The organism is Embleya sp. NPDC127516 (assembly GCF_044765325.1).
Classification (GTDB): domain Bacteria; phylum Actinomycetota; class Actinomycetes; order Streptomycetales; family Streptomycetaceae; genus Embleya.
Map to the genome: position 1 here is coordinate 22,324 of NZ_JBIWJT010000042.1, position 23,812 is coordinate 46,135.

At 69.6% G+C, this 23,812-nt stretch carries 18 protein-coding genes; 9 read left to right on the forward strand and 9 right to left on the reverse strand.

The window, feature by feature from the left end:
- Positions 1-254: 254 nt before the first annotated feature.
- Positions 255-1,670, forward strand: coding sequence for an MFS transporter (locus tag ACIRL2_RS45520; RefSeq protein WP_402240669.1), 1,416 nt, complete (start codon positions 255-257; stop codon positions 1,668-1,670).
- On the opposite strand, the gene ACIRL2_RS45525 is transcribed toward ACIRL2_RS45520, so the two are convergent.
- On the reverse strand, positions 1,667-2,332 hold the full coding sequence (locus ACIRL2_RS45525; RefSeq protein ID WP_402240672.1) for a TetR/AcrR family transcriptional regulator: 666 nt from the start codon (positions 2,330-2,332) through the stop codon (positions 1,667-1,669). The genes ACIRL2_RS45520 and ACIRL2_RS45525 overlap by 4 nt on opposite strands.
- Positions 2,333-2,342: 10 nt before the next feature.
- A complete protein-coding gene (locus tag ACIRL2_RS45530; RefSeq protein WP_402240675.1) occupies positions 2,343-3,161 on the reverse strand; it encodes an IclR family transcriptional regulator in 819 nt (272 codons plus the stop codon).
- Positions 3,162-3,326: 165 nt separating this feature from the next.
- Between ACIRL2_RS45530 and ACIRL2_RS45535 the strand changes: the two genes are divergently transcribed.
- The 3 genes from ACIRL2_RS45535 (at position 3,327) to ACIRL2_RS45545 (ending at position 7,136) form a co-directional block, all read left to right on the forward strand.
- The gene (locus ACIRL2_RS45535) at positions 3,327-3,800 is read left to right on the forward strand and encodes a MarR family winged helix-turn-helix transcriptional regulator (protein ID WP_402240677.1); all 474 of its coding nucleotides are present in this window, start codon (positions 3,327-3,329) and stop codon (positions 3,798-3,800) included.
- A gap of 198 nt (positions 3,801-3,998) precedes the next feature.
- Positions 3,999-5,603, forward strand: a complete 1,605-nt coding sequence (locus ACIRL2_RS45540; protein ID WP_402240679.1) for an MFS transporter — start codon at positions 3,999-4,001, stop codon at positions 5,601-5,603.
- 471 nt (positions 5,604-6,074) lie between these two features.
- Positions 6,075-7,136 carry a GNAT family N-acetyltransferase gene (locus ACIRL2_RS45545; protein WP_402240682.1) on the forward strand — a complete coding sequence of 354 codons (1,062 nt, stop codon included), beginning with the start codon at positions 6,075-6,077 and terminating at the stop codon, positions 7,134-7,136.
- A 625-nt stretch (positions 7,137-7,761) separates the two neighbouring features.
- On the opposite strand, the gene ACIRL2_RS45550 is transcribed toward ACIRL2_RS45545, so the two are convergent.
- The gene (locus ACIRL2_RS45550) at positions 7,762-8,133 is read right to left on the reverse strand and encodes a MerR family transcriptional regulator (RefSeq protein ID WP_402240685.1); all 372 of its coding nucleotides are present in this window, start codon (positions 8,131-8,133) and stop codon (positions 7,762-7,764) included.
- A gap of 76 nt (positions 8,134-8,209) precedes the next feature.
- Here ACIRL2_RS45550 and ACIRL2_RS45555 point away from each other — a divergent pair, with 76 nt between their 5' ends.
- The 4 genes from ACIRL2_RS45555 (at position 8,210) to ACIRL2_RS45570 (ending at position 16,228) form a co-directional block, all read left to right on the forward strand.
- The gene (locus ACIRL2_RS45555; protein ID WP_402240688.1) at positions 8,210-9,430 is read left to right on the forward strand and encodes an MFS transporter; all 1,221 of its coding nucleotides are present in this window, start codon (positions 8,210-8,212) and stop codon (positions 9,428-9,430) included.
- Between the two features lie 1,358 nt (positions 9,431-10,788).
- Positions 10,789-13,833 carry a hypothetical protein gene (locus ACIRL2_RS45560; protein WP_402240691.1) on the forward strand — a complete coding sequence of 1,015 codons (3,045 nt, stop codon included), beginning with the start codon at positions 10,789-10,791 and terminating at the stop codon, positions 13,831-13,833.
- Positions 13,834-13,942: 109 nt separating this feature from the next.
- Positions 13,943-14,194 (forward strand): SNF2 helicase-associated domain-containing protein, encoded by a 252-nt coding sequence (locus ACIRL2_RS45565; protein WP_402240694.1) that lies wholly within the window; start codon positions 13,943-13,945, stop codon positions 14,192-14,194.
- Between the two features lie 708 nt (positions 14,195-14,902).
- Complete coding sequence (locus tag ACIRL2_RS45570; RefSeq protein WP_402240697.1) at positions 14,903-16,228, forward strand: MFS transporter; 1,326 nt, start codon at positions 14,903-14,905, stop codon at positions 16,226-16,228.
- A gap of 54 nt (positions 16,229-16,282) precedes the next feature.
- Here ACIRL2_RS45570 and ACIRL2_RS45575 read toward each other — a convergent pair whose 3' ends face one another.
- From ACIRL2_RS45575 to ACIRL2_RS45600, 6 genes are read right to left on the reverse strand one after another with little or no spacing between them, the layout of a single operon-like run.
- Positions 16,283-18,079 (reverse strand): gamma-glutamyltransferase family protein, encoded by a 1,797-nt coding sequence (locus tag ACIRL2_RS45575; RefSeq protein ID WP_402240699.1) that lies wholly within the window; start codon positions 18,077-18,079, stop codon positions 16,283-16,285.
- 23 nt (positions 18,080-18,102) lie between these two features.
- On the reverse strand, positions 18,103-18,981 hold the full coding sequence (locus ACIRL2_RS45580) for a PhzF family phenazine biosynthesis protein (RefSeq protein ID WP_402240701.1): 879 nt from the start codon (positions 18,979-18,981) through the stop codon (positions 18,103-18,105).
- Positions 18,978-19,871 (reverse strand): LLM class flavin-dependent oxidoreductase, encoded by an 894-nt coding sequence (locus ACIRL2_RS45585; RefSeq protein ID WP_402240751.1) that lies wholly within the window; start codon positions 19,869-19,871, stop codon positions 18,978-18,980. Before ACIRL2_RS45585 ends, ACIRL2_RS45580 begins: the two co-directional genes overlap by 4 nt.
- Before the next feature lie 5 nt (positions 19,872-19,876).
- Complete coding sequence (locus tag ACIRL2_RS45590; RefSeq protein WP_402240703.1) at positions 19,877-20,842, reverse strand: hypothetical protein; 966 nt, start codon at positions 20,840-20,842, stop codon at positions 19,877-19,879.
- Positions 20,839-21,318, reverse strand: coding sequence for a VOC family protein (locus tag ACIRL2_RS45595; RefSeq protein WP_402240705.1), 480 nt, complete (start codon positions 21,316-21,318; stop codon positions 20,839-20,841). Before ACIRL2_RS45595 ends, ACIRL2_RS45590 begins: the two co-directional genes overlap by 4 nt.
- Before the next feature lie 60 nt (positions 21,319-21,378).
- Positions 21,379-22,326, reverse strand: coding sequence for a class I SAM-dependent methyltransferase (locus ACIRL2_RS45600; RefSeq protein WP_402240708.1), 948 nt, complete (start codon positions 22,324-22,326; stop codon positions 21,379-21,381).
- A gap of 428 nt (positions 22,327-22,754) precedes the next feature.
- Between ACIRL2_RS45600 and ACIRL2_RS45605 the strand changes: the two genes are divergently transcribed.
- The gene (locus tag ACIRL2_RS45605) at positions 22,755-23,780 is read left to right on the forward strand and encodes an amidinotransferase (protein WP_402240711.1); all 1,026 of its coding nucleotides are present in this window, start codon (positions 22,755-22,757) and stop codon (positions 23,778-23,780) included.
- Positions 23,781-23,812 lie beyond the last annotated feature (32 nt).

Here is a 23,812-nt window from a genome sequence, read left to right on the forward strand (position 1 = left end):
GACGTCCGGTCTTGCATGCCTGCGCCGGGAGGTCGGCGATGGGCCGCTCGGTCGCGCCGTGGCGGGCGGGGTGTGGTGGCGATCGCATCCACGCCTGCGAGTCTCGGTCGCGCGGCGCGCGCCCGGGCAGGATCGTTCCGGTGGCCGGGACACCGGGGCGGCGCGGCTGTACGGCCGGTGGGGTCGGCGTTGGGTCGTCCCGGCGGGCGGAACGGATCGCCCGTCGGCGCGCCGGCCGATGGCACGGTGCGGCCATGCCAAGCCTTCAGGATCCGCCGTCCGCCCGTTCCGGCCCGCTGCTGTTCGCGTTGTGCTTCGCCGGGGTGGTGGCGGGCGCGGTACCGGCTGTCGTGGTTCCCGTGCTTCCGGACATCGCCCGGGAGCTGAGTGTCTCGCCCGGTGCCGCGAACTGGGCGGTGACGGCGGGGCTGCTCACCTCGGCGGTCACCGTCCCGGTGTTCGGGCGGATCGCCGACCTGCGAGCCGGCCGAGGCGTACTGGTGTGTTGCCTGTCGGTGCTCGCCGTGGGCACCGTTCTGTCCGCGCTCGCCCCCTCGTTTCCGCTGTTCCTGCTCGGGCGTGCTCTCCAGGGCACTGCGGGGGCGGTGTTCCCGCTGGCGGTCACGGTGTTGTATCGCGAGATGGGTGGCGACCGGCTCGCCTCGGCGGTGGCGTTGGTGTCGGGGACCCTGGCGGTGGGCGGGGGATTGGGCCCGGTGGCCGCCGGCCTGTTGAATCGGGCGTATCCGGGGTACCGGGTGTTGTTCTGGGGCTGCGCCGCGGTGGCGGTGTGCTCGGTGCTCCTGGTCGTCCTGTTCGTGCCGCGCGGATCGGGGGTCGAGGCGGGCGGGCGGGTGGATGTCGCGGGTGCCGCCGTGTTGGGGACGGGATTGGTCCTGGTGATGTTGCCGCTGTCGCAGGGCGGCAGTTGGGGATGGACGTCTCCGGCCGTTCTCGCCATGTCGGTCGCGGCGGCGGTCGTCCTGGGGATCTTCGTTCGGGTCGAGCGCGGTCGCCGCGATCCGCTGTTGGCGATCGACCTGTTGCGGCGTCGGCCGATCGTGGTGGCGAACGTGTTGTCGGCGCTGGTCGGGGCGGTGATGTACCTGGCGGTGCTGGCGCTGACCCAACTGGTGCGTGGACGTCCCGAAGCCGCGGGGTACGGCTTCGGCGCGTCGGCGCTGACCGCCTCGGTGGTGTATCTGTTGCCGATGACGATCGCGTCGATGATCGCCGCGCCGCTCGGCGGCCGGTCGGTCGTGCGTTTCGGCGCCCGCTTCACCCTCGTTGGGGCCGGACTCGCGGGAGTGGGCGGGTTCGGTGTGCTGACCGTGGCGCACGATCGGCCGTATCAGGTGGTGGTGGCGAGTTTTGCGATCGGGGTGATGGTGAGTCTGGGGTACGCCGCGATCCCGTCGCTGTTGGCCGAGTTCGTGCCCGCTTCCCGGATCGGCATGGCCAACAGCGCGAACGCGTTGACCCGTTGGATCGGCGGCGCGACCGCGAGCAGTTTCGTTGCGGCGGTCCTGGCCGCGTTCACCGCGAACGGTGGGCCGCCGCGCGAGGGGGCGATCGTCGTACTGTCCGGATCGGGCGTGGTCGTGGCGCTGACCGTGGTGTTCCTGGCCCGCTTCGGCCTTCCCCGCGGCGGGCCGCCGAGGCGGGGCTAGCGTCGGTGCGGGGTTGGTGATCCTGCCGCGGCGCCTTCTCGGGTGTCGTTCTCCCGGGCGGTGCCCTCCCGGCCTGCGGCCTCCCTGATGGTGGCCAGGACCAGTTGGCGCAGCCGGCGGATACCGGCGGGGATTCCGACCGCCTCGGCGTCGGTGAAGACCACCAGGCCGGCGGTGAACGACATGGTCAACTCCGCCAGTTCCAGGGCGAGTTCCTCCGGTTCGGGGACGCCGCAGCTGCGCGCGACCGGCTCGATCACCGCGATCAGCTCGGTCCGGACCCGGCGGCGGGCCTCGCGGACCAGCGGCGCGATGGTCCCGTCCTTGTCCTCTTGGAGTTGCAGCAGGAACATCAGCCGCATGAACAGCACCCGGTCGCCGATCACGTGCGCGGCCGCGTCGTAGAAGGCGCCGAGTCGGTCGAGCGGGTCGCCGGGCAGGTCGTCCACGGCCGGCAGCGATGCGAAGAACAGCCCGGAGGAGCGTTCGAACACTGCGGCGAGCAGGCCGTACTTGTTGGTGAAGTGGTGGTAGATCGAGCCCACCGGGAAGCCGGATGCCTGGCAGACCTGGCTGACGGTGACGTCCGCGTAGCCTCGGGTGCTGAACAGACGCTCGGCCGCGTCCAGGATCCGGTCCCGGTTCGCGCTGGTCCTGTCCATGGCCGCCACCCTACCCACCGGTCGCGATCAGCCGGCCGGCCGAGCCGGTCAGCAGCGAGCGGGAGATCGCCGCGGCCGTGCGGCGTAGCGGGTCCACCAGTACGGCGCCGCTGCCGGCCGCCGCCGCGAAGCCGACCGACACCGCCGCCAAGGGCCGGCCGCCGGACAGCACCGGGACCGCGACGCAGGCCATTCCCTCGACGGCCTCCTCGCGATCGACGGCGTATCCGTCGGTCCGGATCGCGGTCAGGTGTCGGCGGATGAGCGCGGGCGAGGTCAGCGAGTGGGTGGTGCGGCGTTCCAGCGGCGCGGCCAGTACCTCGGCGACGGAGTGTTCGGTCGAGTAGGCGAGCATGGCCTTGCCGATCGCGGTGCAGTGGGCCGGGAGTCGGCCGCCGACCAGGGCAGGGGATCGGTCGTGTCGGCGGCTGCGGAGTTTCTCCAGGTAGACGGCGTCGCCGTCGCGCAGGATCGCAAGGTGCAACGTCTGTCCGGTGACACGGTGGAGTTCCTCCAGGTGCACCAGGGCCGCGTCCCGCAGCGCGACCTCGGGCGGGAGGGTGCCGAACGAGAACATCCGCAGCCCCATCCGGTATCCGTCGCTGTGCTGTTCGACCGCGCCGACCTCGAGGAGCATCGTCAGCACGCGGTGCGCGGTGGACTTGGGCAGCCCGCTGCGGCGCACGATCTGCGCGAGCGTCAGTACGCGGCGGCTGTGACTGAACACCCCCAGTACCCGAAACGCCTTCCACAACACCGACGGAGCCGGTTCCGCGCCTGACCCGAGTCCGGCCTTCGCCGCCGCTCGGTCCGTCATATCCATGTCCATGTCCTGACTCCATCTCGGCACAGCCCTAGAACGGAGACTCTAGAATCAATATTCTAGGCATCCACCGGCGAGTGCGGTCAACCGGGATCGTTCGGCCGGCCGAGCACATGGCTATACAGAAATACCTACGTTGACATAGCCATTTCGGTGACCTAGGGTCACGGTGTGTCTTCGACGGATCCCGCGACCGAGGAGCGTCGGCGCATCGCAGCCGGCCTGGCTGCGATCCTGCCGGTGCTGCATCGGACCGTGGAGCGAAGGCTGGTGGCGGATCTCGGCCGGCCCAAGCCGCCGGAGGCGCACCTGGCACTGCTGCGGGTGGTCGGCGAACGCGAGGGCATCACGGTCCGTGAGGCGGCCGAGGCCCTGCTGATGAAGGCCAACAACGTGAGCGCCCTCGTCACGAAACTCGTCGACGAGGGCATGATGGAGCGGCACGTCGATCCCGGCGACAAGCGTGTGGTGCGCCTGCGCCTGACGGCGCAGGCCCGTCGTCGTTCCGCGGACGTGGACGCACTCGTGATCGACTACGTCGTGGGCGCGCTGCGCACGATGACCGACGGCGAGGTCGCCGCCCTGGGATCCGCGGTCGGCGCGCTGGCCGAACTCACCCGACAGGTCCAGCCCGGCACCACCTGAACCACGGCCGTCTCGAGCCGACGTCCGGAGTCTCCGGGGTCGTCGGTCCCCCGGCCGCAGGACCGCTGTTCCGTGCCACGGCGCACCGCGTGTCATCGCGCACGCCGACGCACCCCCCTTTTCCCGATGTGATCTTCCGACGTGTGCTTGGCCTGATCGGCGCACACGTCCCACCCGATCAGGAAGTCTCCCCTTCGCATGTCTTCAACCGACGTGGGGCGCTCCGTCGCGCCCTCCCCCAGCCCGGCGCCGACCACAGGCGGCCCGCGCGCCAACCCGTGGCTGACATTGATAGCCGTGGCCTTCGGCCTGTTCATGGTCGGCCTGGACAGCTCGGTCGTGGCGATCGCCAACCCGGAGATCGGCCGCGATCTGCACGCCTCGACCGCCGACCTGCAATGGGTCACCAACTCCTACCTGCTGGCCCTGGCCGCCGCACTGATCCTCGGCGGCAAGCTCGGCGACCGCTTCGGCCGCCGGACGTTCTACCTGATCGGCGTGACCGGCTTCACCCTCGCATCGGTGGCCATCGGACTGGCCGGCTCGATCGAAGGCGTGATCGCCTTCCGCGCGGTGCAGGGGTTCTTCGGCGCCCTGCTGATGCCCAACACGCTAGGCCTGTTGCGCGCGGTCTTCCCCCCGAAGAAGTTCGGAATGGCGGTGGGCGTCTGGGCGATGGTCTCGTCCGTGTCCACGGCGATCGGCCCGATCGTGGGCGGACTGCTCGTCGAACACGTCAACTGGGAGTCGGTGTTCTACATCAACGCCCCGATCGGCGTGATCGCCCTCGCCTTCAGCCTCGCGGTGCTGCCGCAGAGCAAGAACTCCACCGGGCACCACCGGTTCGACATCCCCGGCGTACTGATCCTCGCGCTCGGACTGCTGCTGCTCGTCTTCGGCGTCGTCAAGGGCGAGGCATGGGGCTGGGGCGAGACCTCCACCATCGGCGTGATCGCGGCGGGGATCACCGTGTTGATCGTGTTCGGCTGGTACGAGACGCGCATCGCGCACCCACTGCTGCCGATGCGACTGTTCCGCAGCCGGGCACTGACCGTCGGCACGATCGTCACCGCCGTGAACTTCTTCGTCCTGCTCGGCGTGATCTTCTTCGTCATGCTGTATCTGCAGAACGTGCGCGGCTTCACTCCGGTGGAAGCCGGCGTGCGGACCCTGCCGCTCAGTCTCGCCTCGGTCGTGTCCGCCCCGCTCGGCGCGGCGATCACCGAACGCCTCGGCGCGCGGGTGAGCATGCCGATCGGCATGCTCCTCCAGGCCGCGGCCGCACTGGGCATGCTCGCGTGGGACATCGACTCCTCGTACACGGTGATGTGGCCGCCGTTCGTCGCGCTCGGCCTCGGTACCGGCATGGTCATGGCGGCGTCCTCGGACGCGATCGTGGGCAACGCACCCGTCCAGGACGGCGGCGTGGCCGGTGGCCTGCAGGCCACCGCCCTGCAGATCGGCGGCGCCCTGGGCACGTCCGTGCTGATGTCCGTCATCGGCAGTCGCGCCGGCTCGACGATGGTCGACGAATTCGTCTCCGCCGGGGTCCCGGCGCCGACCGCCGAGGGCACGCGCGCCGCCGAGGACGCGGTGGCGATGGGCGTCGCACCCGTCTCCCCCGACATGCCCGCCCAGTTGCGTGCCCAGATCATCGAGGGCAGCGGCCAGGCGTTCATGAACGGCGTACACACCGCGGCGATCATCGCCGCGGTCGCGTGCCTGGCCGGAGCCGCCCTCTCCGCCGCGGGCCTCGGCCGACGCGATCCCTCCCGAGGCCCGGTCGCGCCCGCGATGCACTGACCCGGCCGTGCCGGCCCGCCCCGCCGCGGACAGACCGCGCGCGGCGCGGGCCGGCACATCCCCCTCGGCACGAGCGGAGGCCGGTCGCACGTGCGTCCCTCTCGGTCACTACCGATCGCCGTGCGCCGATGGAGAGTTCGAGACGTCACATCGAACGTGAGGGTCTTTCGAGGACCGCACGCGGCGAGGGATGAGGAAGCGCGTTTCTCGGCCACGTCACGCCAAGGCAGGAGAACCCGATACCGCTTTCTGCGCCGTTGCCCGCTGCCGCGGCTACTCCGGACGGAGCCACGTGCACGACGGCACCCGGAATCGACACACCCGATCGATCAGAGGGGGAGGCGGGTTTCGGGAAGATCGCCGCACTGAGGTCTCCTCCTGGTTTCGGTGCATACACCCTTGGTCGGCCAGGCCATTGGGCCGGGATCGCCACGAACGACCGGAACGATCACCCTTGAAAGGTAGGACCCCGTGACCGGGACAGCAGATCACAGCCCCCAACTCCGAGCATTGCGCGACCGGGTGACCGCTCCGCCGACCGTCGACCTGCCCAAGGCAGGCGACGGCCTCACCTGGCGACCTGCAACGGCCGCCGACATCGACCTGATACTCGACCTCAAGCGCGCCGCCGGAACGATCGACCACCCCCGCTACCTGGAGACGAGAGACGAGCTCGAGGAGGAATTCGCGAGCGAGACCTTCGACCTCGAACGCGACGCGGTCGTCGCCGTCGACTCCGCAGGGCGGGCCGTCGCCTACGGTTCGGCAGCCGCCCCGGAGAGTCAGGAGACGATCGTCAGCGTCGAACTCGACGGCACCGTCGCCCCGGACCGCCGCCGTGAAGGCATCGGCAGCGCGCTGCTGGCGTGGCAGGAGGCCCGCGGGCTCCAGCATCTCGCGGCCAGCGACGCCGCTCTGCCCGGCTGGCTCGCCTCGAGCGCCCACGAACACGCCATCCCCGCGATCCGACTCCTCGAGGACCACGGTTACGAACGGGCCCGATGGTGGCTGGAACTGGAACTCGACCTCGACACCCCGGTCGCCGAGCCACCGACCACCCCGGGAGTGCGGCTCGTGCCCTACGGGCCGCAGTGGCAGGAAAGGGCCAGGTCCGCCAGGAACGATGCCTTCCGCGACCACTGGGGCAGCCAACCGATCACCGCCGCCGACTGGGCCTCCGCCGACCGACTGGCGGCATCGCGCCCGGACCTGTCCCTCCTTGCCGTCGCCCCGCACACGCACGACGACGAACACGTCCTCGGCTTCGTCTTCGTCGACGTGGAGCGCGACGAATGGCCGCTGCGCGGCGGCCCGTTCGGCTACGTCACCACCGTCGGCACACGACGGGAGGCACGAGGACAAGGACTTGCCCGCACCCTGCTCGCCCACGTCCTGCGGGCGATGCGAGCCGACGGCCTGCGCCACGCCGTACTCGAAGTCGACGCCGACAGCCCCACCGGCGCCCTCGGCCTCTACCGGAGCTTCGGCTTCACCGTCACCGACCGCTCGATGAGTTTCGTCAAGCGCTTCTGACCCCTCCCGGGACAGGGCCCTTCGGTCCCCGCCCGCCCCGGGCGCCGTCCGCGCCGCCGCCGACCACGCCTCACCATGCGGCCGGCGCCACGCCGCGGCACGGCGCGCGTCCAGCCAACCACGCCAAACGCGAGACATCGACGTGATGCCGATCCGACCCGATTTCCATCACCGACAAGGCCCGCACCCACACGAATGCCGCGCTCCGGCTGCCCAAGGCGACGCCTGCCCGCCCCGGGAGTGCGGCGCACAGCCGGGAATCCCCGGCCCTCGCAACGCGCGAGCGGGAGCACTTCGACCTGCCGAGTAGCGGGCCCGGTGGACATGGGCGGGCAGTGGGTCGGACCCACGCAGGACGTGGTGCTCGCAATGATCGACGAGCTGCGCCACAGGGGTCGTTCCCCGGCTTCGACGAGGGCGAGACACTGACCGTCTACGACGGAAAGATCGTCGGGCGGCGACGGCACGCAGGGCCGTCCGCACCACTCCGCCACGGGCCGGCGCGTTGCGTGCGGCCGCGACCCGCTGTTCGCGACGAACCGGAGCCTCGACGTACGGCATGGCACCCCTTCCGGTCGGACGACGGAGATTTCGTCGTGCCCAGCCTGTTGTCCGAGGCCTGCCGTCAGCTTGCTTCGGCATCGAGACCGGCTGCGCGCAGATAGTCGCCGATGGCCGTGTGGTTCTTCGTGAGGCACTCGATCTTCTCGGCCATGCGATCGCGTACCTGCTCGAGGGTGGCAACCATGTCCGGCGTCAGATAGGGCATGTGAATCGTCATCGGGCTGTCCAGGCACGGCAGGATCTGCCTGATGATCCTCGTCGGCAGGCCGACATCGAGCAAACCCCTGATCTGGCGGACCCGATCGACCACGTAGTCGTCGTAATCCCGGTATCCGTTGTGCAGACGCTCCGACACGATCAGATTCCGCGCCTCGTAGTAGCGCAACATACGCACCGGCGTGTCCGTGCGCTTCGCCAGCTCACCGATCCTCACGTGCGAACCTCCCCCTCGAACGGCGCAAGTCTTCGACTTGACCCTGACATTGATGTCATCCATTGATCGTATGGCCATGCCAAGAACGGATCGCACCACCTCGATGGCCGCCCCTGTCACACGGTTTCCCCTCGCGGGACTGTTGGCACTGGGCACCGCGGGACTGATCACCCTCCTGACCGAGACGATGCCCGCCGGAGTACTGCCCGCGATGAGCCACGACCTGGGAGTGAGCGAGTCGGCAGCCGGTCAGACGGTCACGGCCTTCGCCCTGGGGGCGCTGCTGTCGGCCCTCCCCCTGACGCGAGCGACCATCGGATGGCCACGCCGACACCTGCTGCTGTCCGCGGTGTCGGGACTCGCCGTGACCAACACGATCACGGCCCTCTCGCACAACTTCCCCCTCACGCTTGCGTCCCGGTTCATCGGAGGCGTCGTCGCGGGACTGCTCTGGGCCCTGCTCGCCGGGTACGCCCGTCGCATGGTCGCCCCGCAACACCGCGGCAGGGCCATGGCAATCGCGATGGCAGGCACTCCCGTCGCCCTCTCGGTCGGCGTACCCGCCGCCGCATTCCTCGCGAAAGTCGTCGGCTGGCGTTTCGCCTTCGGACTCACGACCGCAGCCACTCTGGCACTGATCGTCTGGATCATCGCTGCCGTTCCCAACTTCCCGGGACGACCCAAGGGATCCCGGCTCCCCCTCGCCCGAACCCTGCGCATCCCCGGTGTCGCCCCCATACTCCTCGTGACAGTGACCTTCGTACTCGCGCACAACACCCTCTACACCTACATCGCGCCCTTCCTCGACTCGCTCGGCATGGCCGACCGGGTCGACGCCGTCCTCCTCACCTTCGGAGTGCTGTCGTTGGCGAGTATCTGGATCACCGGCGTACTCATCGACCGGCACCTGCGCATCCTCATGATCACCAGTTGCGCCCTCTTCGCCACGGCGGCTCTGCTCCTGGGAGTCTTCACCGGCTCCCCCGTACCGGTCTTCGTCGGCACCGCCGTGTGGGGGCTCGCGTTCGGCGGCACGGCGACCCTGCTCCAGACGGCTGTCGCCGAAGCAGCCGATGCGGCCGGGGACGTGGCCCAATCCCTGCTCGTGACCGGCTGGAACATCGGCATTGCCGGCAGCGGCATCCTCGGTGCACTCCTGCTCGGCGGACCCGGAGCGCACTACCTCACCTGGGCCGCCATCGCACTCTTGCTACCGACTCTCGCGATCGTCGTCGGCGCACGCAGGAACGCATTCCCCGCGCGTCCACTCCACCACGCCGAAACAACGCCGAGATGAAAGCGCTCCTTCTCTCATGTGACCGCCGCCCACATGCCCAGGCAGTGACGACCACGTTCGCAACCCGTGACATCCAAAGTCCCTTCCCGCTTCCCGCCGGGCCGTCGGGATGTCCCGGCCTCCGACGGTCGGTACTCGCCGGTGGCGACCAGGCGCCGGAGTTTCCCGAGGGAGCGCTATAGGGGTCTCGGAATCGGCCCCGGGACGACCAACCCGTCGTTGACGGCCCGGGCCGGCACCGCGGAGGCGAGGGCGCGGGCGTCCGTCCGCTGAGGCGAGCGACCCGTGCTCGCCGCATGATCAGGCAACACGGCGAACATTCCAGGTCACAGCACCACCCCGCCGCGGATCCATCCGGGCCACCTGACCAGCCGAAGGCGGGTTGCCCGACCCGGGCCCGCCGGAACTCCGGGCGCACTCACCGCGCCCGCAGATCTGTTCTCCGTTCGGCTGTGCGGAGGGCGGGACTGGGCGAGGCGCCGGTAGGTCGACGTTGTGTCCTGCGGGCTTCAATCCCGCCAACGTCCTCGAGGAGCCCGACAGGGCTGTACTCGTGGACTGGGCGTGGGCGGTGCGGGGGCCTGTGTGGTTGGATCCGGCGCCGGCGGTCGTGCGTCTGGTCCCCACCGGTGGGCAGGCGCCGGCCGCGGCGCAGGCGTGGGCGACGCGGCTGCCGGCGTGGCACGGCGTGCCCGATCGGGCTCACCGAGTTCGCGAGGGCCGAGGCCCGGTACGGGGAGGACATCACCGCGCGCAGACCGGCGCCATGGTCCCGCGCGTGGGCCGCTTACCGCGCGCCGACGGGCGATCCGTCGCAGCGACCGGCTCCCGTCCTCGGTGATCCGCACGGAGTCGGAATCGGTTTCGGCCTTTTCGTCGGCGGCGTTGTGGCGGAGATCGCTGCGGAAGGCGCACGGGTTGTCGAGCGCCGAGTCCGCGAACGCGGCGGCTCTGGGAGTGCCGGTGGACGGTTCAGGCTCCCCTTGGCGGCCGGCGGGGCGGCGGGCAAGCCTGGCCGCTGCTTCAGGGCTTCGAGCACGAGGAAGCAACCTGGCGATACGACACGGCTGCTTCCCGGATGGCGGTCAGAGCGTCAATCCGTGGGAGGCCGGTGCCGGTCTTCAAGGTGATCCGCTCTGCCAGGCACGCAGGCGAACATCTTCCTGCGAGGGTCGCTGCGGGAGGGCCGCCAAGCGGGGCACCGATTCCGGCCAAGTTCGAACAACGAGTGCCGCTTCTGTGATCGGGCTGTGTAGTTTTCGAGCGATCCGCAAGGCGTCGTTCGCCCGGGGATCAGGCGCTCCAAGTCTTGGCGGCCGTGTCGGCCTCCCTCGTTTTCTTCGCAGACGGGAATCGTGATGACCACCCCGAGCTCCGGAACACCCGCCACCACGCCGGCGACTACCCCGGCGAACGCGCCGGCGCCGGCGAGTACTTCGCCCAAGTTCGAAGTGGACAAGGCGATGCTCGACGGTCCGACGCCCAAGGACCTGCTTCCGACCACCGGCAACTACCCGGTGGAGATCGTCCGATACCGCTCGGTGGTACTCACCGACATCCCCGGAGCCAAGCCGGCGCGCAAGCTGACCGGCGCCATCGACCTCGGCGAGGAGAACCTGCCGTTCTACGACCGCCCGGCCGAGGGCATGATCGTCACGACGGAGCAGAGCTGGTCGGCCCAGGGCGTCACGCTCGGCCGGCTGCTGCACAGCCTCGCGCTCGCGCCCGGCGAGAGCACCAAGGTCGCGGTCGTGGACTGGCAGCGCACCACCAAGGCCACCGGCACCGAGGCGGCTTCCGAGGCCGAAAACCTGTCCGGCACCACCGACCAGAACCGGTCGATCAGCGAGGTCGCGAACGCGATCGCCCGCGAGGAGCAATTCGGCACCTCCCAGGCATCCCACTCCAGCAAGTCCTCCAGCTCCGGCGGCAGCGTCGGCGTTTCGATCTTCGGCATCGGGGGCGGCGGCAACTGGGGCGAGTCGTCGAACTCGGGCTTCGCGACCGCGGTGTCGCGCTCGACCGGCGTGAAGTCGGTCGCGGAGGAGGCGACGCAGCGCATCAGCGCGAGGACCCAGCAGCTGGCGACCTCGGCCCGCAGCCGGAACATGACGGTCGTGCGCGAGACGACGCAGTTGGAGAAGGAGCAGGTCCTCACCCGGGTCGTCACCAACTACAACCACATGCACGCGATGTCGGTGCAGTACTACGAGGTCGTTCAGGTCTACAACGTGACGACCAAGCCGACCAAGCTGGAACGCTGCCTGTTCATCCCGCTGCAGGAACTCAACTTCAACTACACCAGCCTGCAACGGTACAAGGAGGTGCTCGCGTCGGTGGCGCCGGTCGACTGGGCCGCGAAAATCCGGGCCGCGAACCCGTTCGACACCGCCGTACGCAAGCTCGACGCGTGCACGGCCCCGGAGACGCCGTTGACCCCCCAGGTTTTCGAGGGGGTGGAGCTGGTCGATGTCGCCGCTTCGTCCATGGGCGTGTACGGGGTGCGAAGGTACGACGGCAGCCCGGTCCGGTTCGATCCGGTGGGCCGGCAGTGGAACCCGCTGCCCACCACCGGACTGGACGGTGACCTGGCCCGCATCGCACCGGGCAAGGACACCGTCTGGGCGCTCAGGACCGACAACATGCTCATGCACTTCGACGGGACCACCTGGCGCAGCCACCCGCACAACTGGCGGGCCCTGTCCCTCGCATGCGGCCAGGACGGCACGCTCTACGTCGTCGGAGGGGACAACTCACTCGGCCGGCGCTCCCCGGACGGCACAATCCACAACCTGGGCGTCCAGGCCGACGACATCGCCGTCGTCGGCCGGGACAAGCTCTGGTACTGCCGGGACGGCCGGACCTTCGAACGCAGCGGCACCGGCTGGACGGAGCGGACCCCGGCGCCGAACGTGAAACGCCTGTCCGCCGGCCCGGACGGCACGCTCTGGGGCATCACGGCCGACGGCAAGCCCGTTGCGGTGGAGACCGGTGCGACGACCTGGACCCCTCCCAAGAACAACATCATTGCCCAGCTTACTGGGCTGGCGGACGTCGTCTCATCCGTCAACGGGGACCACTGGGTGCTTCTGGGCAACGGGGCCCTTCTCCGGATCATCACCACGGCACGAGAGACGCCGATACCCTTCGACGTCCCCTCGAAGGCCGACTCCCCCTACGCGTCCAAGATCGACGTCTGGTACGACGAGTTCGGAATCCGCAGCGTTCAGGTGGTCTTCCCGGGCCACACCTTCCGCTGCGGCGACACCGGCGGCTCCGGCATACAGCAGCACGCGTCCCACACCTTCGCGAGTGCCGACAAGCTGCTCTCCGTCGACGCCTGGTCCGGGACGGCCGCCCGCGGCAGCCTCGCCGGGCTGCGCCTGACGATGACCTCGGGCGTGGTCAACTTCGGGATCGCCGCGACCACCACCGTCGCGCCGGACCTGACCGAGGACGCCGGCGGCGCGGCCATCTGCGGGCTGTTCGGCTCCACGGTGAAGTCCGGCACCCGCACCTACCTCGCGTCGCTCGGTTTCCACGTGCGCGGCGGCAACGTACCGCAGGCGGTCCTGGACCACCTGAACGACAACCGCCGCCACTACAGCCAGGCCGTGTGGGCCAACGCCGACGAACTGACACTCAGCCGCATCCTCGCCAACTACTCGTACACCCCGGCGGGTTCGAACGCCGCGCCGGTCCTGCTCGGCACGCTGCTGGACCCGAAGCCGATCGCCGCCACCGGCAACTACCTCGGCTTCCGATGGAACTTCGGCAGCGAACAGGAACGACAGGACTGGACCAAGGCCCGCCAGCCCGGCGACAACACCTTCGGGGCACCGGTGACCAACACCATCGCCATCGCCACCAAGGGCGTCTTCGCCGAGGCCGTACTCGGCCGGGCCAACTCGGCCGAGAAGATCGACCTCACCCGCTTCTGGAACTGGAAGGACTCGCCCATCCAGATCACCCCGGCCGACATCGCGCCGGTCTCCACCGGGACGCGAGCGAAGGACCCCGACACCGCGGCGGCCGGCATGGGCGCCTCCCAGGCGAAGTTCACGCCGCTCGCGGCGATGCCCGACCCGGTCGCCCTGCAGGCGGCTCAGGCCATCACCACCGCGAACCTGTTCCGCGACATGAGCGGCCTCAACACCATGAGCCAGGTCCTCACCAAGGGCATCGAAGCCGCCGCCGGCAACGACAAGGCCGCCGGCGAACGCGCCCAGGAAGCCCTGAAGACCGCCACCGAACACATGCAGAAGATGGCGCAGATCGCGGTCGACGCCGCCGGCAAGGCGGCACCCCTGGTGACCGGTGGCGCCGGTGGCGCCGGCAACCTCAGCGCTCTCGGTGGCATGCTGAACCAGGGCGGCAAGGCCGACTCGGACACCAAGTCCTAGTACCGCAAACGCAGTTGGCGTGATGAGGTCACAGCTCACGGGCTGTGACCTCGTCGTTTGTAGTGGCTGACGCGTGCGCGGTGTTGGATCGTCGTCGCCAGTGGGACCCGTGGCAGCACAGGCATTGACCGACGCCGAGATGGACGCCCTCGCCGTGGCCGCCCGCCCCCTCGTGCGGCTGCGCGACACCTGGATCCTCGTCGACGACGCCTCCATCCAGCGTGCCGCCCACCCCCTCCTGGCCCCGCTCGAACCCGTCGACGCCCTGGGCGCGGCACTCACGGGCTCCGTCACCATCGACGGCACCCCTGGATCGACACAAGGTCTTCGGAGTTGCCGGATACGGGCAACTCCGTTCTGACGAAGGTCGACCGGAGTCGGGTCACATCGTTGCTTCAGCCGCGGGGCCGTGGTCGGCCTCGGGGTCTGTCGGTGGTGTTGCGTCGGGTGCGTGGTGTGCTGTTCGGGCGCGATCTCGTTCGAGAGCGAATTCGAGTGCGTCGGCCTCGCTGTCGAACCGTCGTTCGAGGAGAACCGCGTGCAGGTCGGCGAACAGTCCTCGGCGTCGCTGAGAGGTCGCGTGTTTGGGTTCCACACCGAGGAGTTCGCATATCAGGGCGTACTGGTTCAGGTCGCCATGGAACTGCATCAAACGGATCCACACTTCGTCGTTCGTCAGGTCCTCGATGGGGGTGTGGACGAGCGAGTTCGCCGGCGAACCATGCGGGCTGAGGCGGTTCCGAACTCGTCACGGAGGCCCTGAGCCACCTGGCGGGTGCGGCTACTCGCGCCGGTGCCGATCATGCATCGGCGCCGACGCTTGGGTCCGGGTGCGGCTGGTGGCCGTTGCGGGTCGTGATCGTCGGTCGGGCCGGAGCGGGTCGCCGCGGAGTTCGGTACCCGCGGACTGCTCGACGGTTGCCGACGCGGGCAACGTCTTCACCCGAATCCGGGTGTTCACCACGAATCGGGCGGACGGGTCGAATGCGCCGTCAACGTGTTGGTGCCTGTCGGCGCCATCCCTCTCGTCTCCCGTTCGTCGGGGCCGGCCGGCTGCCAGACTGGGGCGGTGACTACGGCGAAATCGGCGGCATCGCAGGGGCTTCCGGCGTCGAGGCTGGGCAGGAAGTTCACGCTGCTGTGGTCGGCCTCGTCGGTCTCCGCCGTGGGTGACGGCATGCGGGACGCGGCCCTGCCCTTGTTGGCCGCCACGGTGTCGTCGTCCCCGAACGCCGTGGCGTTGGTGACGGTGGCCGGAACGCTGCCCTGGCTGATGATGTCCTTGGTGGGGGGTGTCCTGGCCGACCGGTTCGACCGGCGGCGCCTGATGTGGCAGGTCGACCTGGTGCGCGCCGTGGTGGTCCTGGGCTTCGCCGCGTGGGTGCTCGTCGCGAGCCCGCCGTTGGTGGTGCCGGCCCTGCTGGCCTTCGTGCTCGGATGCGGCGAGACGGTCTTCGTCAACGCGTCCACGTCCGCCCTGCCGGAAGTGGTGCGGCCCGAGCAACTCGAGGCCGCCAACGGTCGTCTGGAGGGCGGTCTCATCGTCGGCGGACACTTCGTCGGCCCGCTGCTGGGCTCCGCCCTGTTCGTCGTCGGCGCGGGGTACCCGTTCGCCGTGGACGGCCTCTCCTTCGTCCTGGCCGCCGCCCTGGTGGCCGCGTTGGGTCGGTCGAGCGCGAGCACGCCGTCACCTCGTCGCCCGGTGGCGGCGGACATCCGCGAGGGCGTTCGCTGGACCTGGACGCACCGCGGGATCCGGCTGCTGGCCATCGTGGCCGCGGTGGCGTCGATGGCCTTCTATCTGGCGGTCACCATGCTGGTGCTGCTGTTGACGAAGACCCTGGGGGCGTCGCCCGTGGCGTACGGCATGGTGTTGGCCTCGGGTGCCGTCGGCGGAACGTTGGCCGGCGTCACCTCGGGCCGGCTGCGCAACCGCCTCGGCCTGACGGCCAGAATCGGTCTGTCCTTCTTCCTGATGGGAGCCTCACTGCTGGGTCTGGGGGTCGGCTCCTCCGTGGCCTTGGCGGCCGTCCTGTACGCCGTGGCCAGTTTCGGTGTGGTGACCTGGAACGTGCAGGTGGTCTCCCTCAGGCAACGGGTCGTACCGCGTCGGCTTCTCGGTCGGGTCAACAGCTGCTACCTGTTGCTGAGCCGTCTGGGGATCTTGGTCGGCGCCGGGCTCAGCGGCTGGCTCGGTTCCGCGTTCTCCGTGCGCACCCCCGCCATTCTCGGCGGTGTCGTCCTGCTCGCGTCCCTCGTCGTGGTCCCCAGGTTGGCGAGTCTCGAGGCGGTTCGAAGCCGACCCGCCGGACTCGACGGCGCAGCCGAACCGGATCCCGATCCCGATCCCGATCCGGATCCGGATCCGGTCGACGATCCGACGCTCCCCCGGTGACCGGGCACCGCTTTCCGCAAGTCCGGGCGCGACTCCCACGGCGCCCGGCCACGGTCACCGAACGACCGCGTACGCCTGTTGCCCACGCGGACTCGCCGCCGCCAGCACGCCGCCGTGCGAGTCCGGGCCCGTGGCACACACCTTGCCCAGGGTCATCGGCGCGACCGTCTGCACCTCGTGGCCGCGCCGGCGAAGCTCGGTCAGGACGGCCGGATCGAACCCGTCCTGCTCCACGACCGCGGCCAGCGGCCGCGCCCGACGGGGCGTGAACGAGCTCGGTACGTGATCGGTGTGGAAGGTCGCCGCTTCCACGGCCTGCTGGGGGCTCATGCCGAAGTCGACGTGGTTGACGAAGAAGTTCAGGGTCCACTGGTCCTGTTGGTCACCCCCGGGCGTACCGAAGGCCAGGTAGGGCGCGCCGTCCCGGAGCACCAAGGTGGGACTGAGCGTCGTACGGGGCCGTTTGCCGGGAGCGACGGAGTTGTTGTGCCCCTCGTCCAACCAGGCCATCTGGCCTCGGGTGCCGAGCGGAAATCCGAGACCGGGGACCACCGGGGAGCTCTTGAGCCACCCGCCACTGGGGGTGGCGACCACCATGTTGCCGTCGCGATCGGTCGCACTCACGCAGCACGTGTCGCCCTTCGCCGCCGTCCGCTGCAGGACGGTCGGGATGCCGTCGGCCAACTGCCGCAGCCAGTCCGGGTCGCCGGAGGAGGCGGACACGTCCAGCACCGGGGGAATCCACGGTTTCCGACCGTCGGGGGAGCCGGGGCGCAGGACATCGGACGCCTCGGATCCGATCAGGGTCCGGCGGGCCGCCGCGTAGACGGGGTCGAGGAGGCCGGCCAGCGGCACGTCGGCGTGCTCCGGGTCGCCGTACCACGCCTCCCGGTCCGCGAAGGCCAACTTGGCGGACTCGATCACGGTGTGCACGTGGTCCGCGCTCCCGAAGTCCATCGCGTTCATGTCGAAGCCCTCCAGCAGGGCCAGTTGCTGGAGGAAGACCGGGCCTTGGGACCAGGGACCCGCCTTGTGCACGCTGTGACCGCGGTAGTCGAGGGTCACGGTGGCCTCGACGGGTACCCGCCAGCCGGCCAGGTCGTCACCGGTGAGCAAGCCGCCGTTGTGCCGGCCGGTGGAGTCGATCGGCTCCTCGGTCGCCATGAACCGGTCGACGGCCTCGGCGACGAATCCCTCGTAGAAGGCCGAGATCGCGGCGTCCGCCTGTGCCTCGCGCGTTCGTCCGCCCGCCGTGGCCTCGGCGAGGATACGGCGATACGTCCGGGCCAGCGCCGGATTGCGCATCCGGGCGCCGGGCGCGGGAGCCGCGCCGTGGTGCAGATAGGTACGGCCGGACTCGGTCCACTCGTCGCGGAAGAGCGGCGCCATCACCTCGATCATCGCGGCGGTTTTGGGCAGCAGCGGATATCCGTCCTCGGCGTAGCCGATCGCGGGCTCCAGCACGTCCTGTACCGTCAGCCGGCCGAAGTCGCGCAGCAGGCGCATCCAGGCGCCGAAGGCCCCGGGCACGGTGGCCGCCAGCAGTCCGGAGCCGGGTATCACCGCCAGCCCACGCCGGCGAAACGCCTCCGGCGTCGCCTGCCGCGGCATCGGACCCTGTCCGCAGACGATCCGGGTGGACCCGGTCGCCGCGTCGTACACCATGATCGGGACGTCTCCGCCGGGGCCGTTGAGATGCGGCTCCACCACCTGGATGACCAGGGCCGCGGCGGTGGCGGCGTCGAACGCGTTCCCGCCGCGGTCGAACATCGCCATGCCCGCCGCCGAAGCGAGCCAGTGCGTGGAGGAGACCGCGCACGCGGTGCCGTGCAGTTCCGGACGATGCAGCACGAGACGTCCTTCCGAGGGGTCGGTCAAGGGGATTCGACGGGGTCCGCGAGGTGCCCGGAGGCGACCGGTGTCACCCGGCCGGTCACGCTGCCTCGCACCACGAGGCCGTTCTCGACCGTCACCGTGCACTCGAGCAGTGCGGGGCGGCCCGCCTCGGCTCCCTGGCGGACCGTGTATCCGTGCTCGCCGTTCGTGGCGGGCAGTCGGCCGGCGACGATCAGCCACCCGCCCAGGGCCATGGCCACCGGTCCGCAGGCGGGGTCTTCGGGGATGCCGAAGCCGGGGGCGAACAGCCGGGCCCGGGCGAGGCGATCGGCCGGGTCCCAGGTGAACAGGCACAGAGCCGGCAGCGCGACGTCGCGCATGTGCGCGAAGTCGGGTCGGGCCCGGGCGATCGCGCCGGCGCGGACCGGGAGCACCGCGAAGCCCCCGCCGAAGCCCGCCAGTCGCGGCCCGCCGTCGCCGTCCGCATCGGCGAGGTCGGCCTCGGTCAGCCCCACCGCGTCGAGCAGTGGTTGCCGATCCAGCGGCTCGCCGCGCACCGGCCCGGTCGCGTGCAGGGTGGCGCGGTCGGCCCGCGCCGCGAGCACCTGGCGTCCGGTGCCACATTCCTGCACCAGGTGGCCGGTGGGAACGCGGCCCAACCGAGCCAGCGTGGCGGCGGTCCCCACGCCGGAATGCGCGCCGTGCGGTGATTCGGCGTCCGGACCGAAGACGCGTACCCGGTACGACGCGTGGGGCGAGGTCGCGGGGAGGACGAAGGCGGTTTCCGCGGCGCCGAGTTCAGCCGCGACGCACTGCATCACGGCGGACGAGAGTCCCGTCGCGTCGGGGACCACGGCCAGCGCGCTGCCCGTGAAGGGACGGTCGGTGAACATGTTGACGAGCTCGTAGCCGATCATCGTGTGCCCGTCGACGTGAAGAGCTTGCCGGCGATCCGCTCCACGACCTCGGGGCTGCCCTGGTAGGGGAAGTCGGCTCGGGGCCAATGGACGACCAGGTCGGTGAAACCGATGTCCGCGAACAGCCCGCAGGCGTCATCATAGGCGTCGACCGAATCGATCACGCCGGTGATCATCGCGCCGGTGACGACCAGGCGGCGCACCGTCGAGGGGTCGCGGCCGATGTCCGCGCACGCCGCGTCGAGGGCTTGCGCCTGTGCGCGAAGGTTCGCGATCGCCGGTGCGTAGCTGCTTGGTTCACCCCAGCCGGGGTCGCCGGCCGTCACCCAGATGTCGGCGTGGCGAGCCGCCAGCCGGATGCCTCGGGGGCCGGTCGCGGCGATGGCCAGGGGCAGGCGCGGGCGCTGGACGCAGCCCGGCACCATGAAGGCGCCGTGGGCTTCGAACCAGGCACCCCGGTGGTCGGTCACCCGTCGGCGCAGCAGCAGGTCGGTCATTTCGACGAACTCCGCGAAACGGTCGTGGCGTTCGGCCGGGGACGGGGGTGTGTGGCCCAGCACCCGGTCGTCGTGGCCACCGGCGCCGGCGCCGAGGCCGCAGATCAGCCGGCCGTCCGAGATGTCGTCGAGGGTCATCAATTCCTTGGCGAAGGTCACCGGGTGCCGGTAGGACGCGCCGGCGACCATCGTCCCGAGTGCGATCCGGGAGGTGGCCTCGGCCGCGGCCGCCAGCGTGGGGACGGCGCCGAACCAGGGTTTTTCGCGGAACCATCGCCACATCAGATGGTCGTAGGTCCACGCGTGGTCGAAGCCGAGTTCCTCGGCGTGCGTCCACAGTCGCCGCGCGTGCGACCAGCGCTGCTCGGGCAGCAGGATCACCCCGTGCCGCATGGTGCTCACGAGGCGGTCATCTCCTTGGCCACCCGGGCCGCCGAGAAGCCGGCGGCCAGACCGGCGACGCGAAAGAGCGAGGGGGTCAGATCCTCCTCGCACTCCACGATGTCGGGGTGTCGCATCTCCGCCAATGTCTCGTCTCGGCTCTCGGGCGACCCCGGGTACAGGCCGTTCGTGGCGAGGTCGATCACGATGGCCTTGTTGCGCCGCAGCAATTGCGCCAGGATCTCCTGCCGCGTGGTCGGCGCCCGCAGGGTCAGGAAGTAGCAGTCGAAGATCCCCTCCCACATGCGGGGCTGGTTGGCGTCGCGTTGCGCGACCGACTGCTGGAGCAGCGACCTGCCGCCTTCCACCAGCTTGGCCGCGACCCCCAGGTGGATGCGGTGACTCAACTCGACTTGTCGGACCAGCCGTTCCCGCTCGGAGTCGACCACGGGTGGCAGTTTCCGGCCTCGGAACAGGCTTCGTACCGGCGGGTAGTCCGGCGCCCAGGTACCGCTGAAGGTGCTGTGCAGCCGATGCATGCTCGGTCGGATGTCCGCGTTGTAGATGGCGCTGTTGCACGAGCCCGTGTACAGCAACATCCCGCAGTACGCCCGCACGTATTCCGTCACGGCGACCGAGGCGGCCTCGCGGTCCTTCGGGTTCGAGGACAGTCGCGACAGTTCGTCCGCCAGCAGGCGCCAGATCACGAAGGAGACGTGATGGCCGATGATCCAGCGAAACCAGAACAGTTGCCCCAGGCGGCTGTCGTCGACGGGTGGGGTGATCCCGAAGCCCTCCTTGGCCCGGGCCAGAAAGCCCAGGCACGCGTCGTCGAGGTCGGCTTCGTCGCGACTGCCGCCGTCGGGTGCGGCGCTGTTCGGCGCCGGCATCGTCAGCGGTTCCAGGCCGTAGGGGTAGTCGCCGAAGTCCCAGCCGTGGGTGCCGGGCAGGGAGAGTGCGGCGACGGCCGACGGGCGCTTCATGCGTTCTCCCCCACTGCTCCCCCGATGCAGGTGAACTCGAATTCCAGGCCGTTCACGTCGAGACAGTAGAAACTTTGGGTGCCCTGCGCGTCGGTCACGATCTCGGTGGGTTGCTCCGGGTCGACGAACGCGTAGCGGTGCGAACCGGAGAGTTCCAACCAACGGCTGCGCCAGGTACGCAGTTCGGCGGGCGTTTCGACGCCCAGGCACACGTGTTGGAAACGAGGTGCGTCCGGCGCGGCCCGACGCTCGGCGGGAGTGCCGCGTTCGAAGAGATGGAAGTGCGCGGCCCCGACGGCCAGTTCGGCCATCCGCACGATGCCGGGCAGGCGGGATACGGTCAGGTCCGAGAATATGTCCGTCGCCCAGGTCAGCCGGCCGCCGAAGAAGTCCTCGTACCATGAAATCGAGTTGTCGAGGTTGTCCGTCTGCACCGCGATGTGGTGCAGAACGGGCACCGATTCGAGATCGGGCATACGAATCCTCTCCGGTGGCCGGCGGCCTGCGTCGGCCCCGGTTCCGACATCCTGCGTGGCTCAGAGCTTTTCGAGTTCGAAGATGACCTCGCCGACGGCGATGTCGATCGAATTTTTGCTCCTGAGTCGCCAACCGCCTTCCTCGAAAACCGATTCCCAGTCGCGCACGGTCGGAATGAAGGTGCCCATCATGTCGTGCGCGACCTCGAATCCCAGCGCGAAGATCGGCAGGTCACGGTCGGCGACTCCCTCGCTGCGGGTGGCGTCACCCAGCAGGAATCTGCGCGCCCGCGGGAACAGGGTGCGCAGCCGCCGAAGGTTTTCGATGCACCGTTGCCGGGGCCAGAAGTCGTGCCCCATCATGAAACAGGTCAGGAGTTCGACTTCTTCGAACGCCGGAACCGGGGCCATCGTCAGCACGTCGGCCTGCACGAATGTCATCCGATCGGCAAGGCCCGCCGCGGCCGCTGCGGCGGTTGCCATCCGTACGGCCGGCTGGGCGATGTCGATGCCCACGGCCCGGGTACCCGGATGGCGGCCGAGGAGTTGCATGAGCCGCTCGCCGCTGCCGCAGCCCAGGTCGGCGACGACGTGAAAGTCGAAGTCCAGGCCCTGCACCGTCTGCCAGAACCAGGGGTCGTAGCAGAACTCGCTGATCTCCCGGCACGCGAAGGCGATGGCGGCGCTGTCGCGCGGGCAGAAATTTCCCACCCGGTTCTCGGTACACACGACCTCGGGCGCCCGCCGGAACAGATCGGCACTCCCCCTGGTGAGCCAGTGAAAGAACGATTTGTTTCGGTATGCCTCGGAGAAGTGGACGCCCGGTAATATCTTGAAATCTTCGCGCTCGACGATCTCGACCGCCGAGAGTGCCCGAAAGAGGCCGAGAACGGAAACGGTGTCGAGTCCCCGTTCGGCCGCGAAACTCTGCACGTCGAGCATTCCCTGCGTGTGTAACTCGTCAAACATACCGAGTTCCCAGGCGGCACCGATGGCCGAAGCCGCCACCGCAGAATTGTATATGTGGGTTATCGCTCTTTCGCTGTCCCCCGGCGTCACATCCACCCCTCTCACGCAAAATGGTGAGAAACAAAAATTTACGACAGGCGACATTTAATATCCATGATCACGATCGGATAACGCAAGTGATGTGCGTCACATCGGCGCCGTGTTGACAGGGCGGCCGCACCGACGGCAGGTTCACCATGACCCACCTGGACGACCAGGGCCGCCGACCACTCGGCACGCCGGGACGGCGGCTTGAATTCATGTCACCCCGCCTGCCGTGCGGCCGCCCTGGATAGGGGTTGGCGCGACCGTCGGACCGGAATGCGGCAGAGTGACTGGAGTTCACGTTGTCCGATTCGTCAGCAGACATGCCCTTATCAGGAAATTCTTCCGTCTCGTCATATACCGAGTGGGATCCACTCGAAGAAGTGATTGTCGGCATAGTTGACGACGCCACGTTTCCCCCGTGGCACGCGTCACTGGAACCGGTCATTCCGGCGCACCAGCACGAGACCTTCCGCCGCCGCGGCGGGCAACCGTTTCCCGCCGAGCTGATCACCGCGGCCCGCAAGGAACTCGACGAGTTCGTGCACATCCTCGAAGCCGAGGGGGTAACGGTCCGACGCCCCGAGCCGGTCGCGCAGCGCACGCCCTACGCCACGCGCGACTGGACCAGCACCGGTCTGTACGCGGCCATGCCGCGGGACTGCCTCCTGGTGGTGGGCGAGGACGTCATCGAGTGCCCGATGGCCTGGCGCTCCCGGTACTACGAGACCCTCGCCTACCGGCCGCTCCTGAAGGAGTACTTCCGGTCCGGCGCCCGGTGGAGCGCCGGACCCAAGCCCGAACTCACCGACGAACAATACGACTTGACCTGGACCGAGCCGGCCGAGGGGATGCCGACCCGGCTGATCGTGACCGAATTCGAGCCGACCTTCGACGCGGCCGACTTCCTGCGGCTCGGGCGCGACATCGTCGCGCAGAAGAGCAACGTCACGAACGAGTTCGGCATAGACTGGCTGCGCCGCCATCTCGGTGATCGATACCGGATCCACGTCCTCGAGTTCGACGACACGCACCCCATGCACATCGACGCCACGCTGGCCCCGCTGGCTCCCGGGAAGCTGCTCGTGCACCCCGAGCGGGTGTCGAAGGTACCCGCGATCTTCAAGGGCTGGGACGTGATGCGCGCCCCCCGGCCGGTGATTCCCGACAGTCACCCGCTCTACCTGACCAGCAAGTGGATCAACATGAACGTCCTGATGCTGGACGAGAACCGCGTCGTGGTCGAGCGCGGCGACGAGCCGATGATCTCCGCGATGAAGGAGTGGGGCTTCACCCCCATCCCGTGCAGCTTCCGCAACTTCAACAGTTTCGGTGGCTCCTTCCACTGCGCCACCCTCGACGTGCGACGCAGCGGCGGACTCGACTCCTATCTCGACCACCCCGGCTGACCCGCCGCAGGGAGCACCTCGCCAAGCGCCGT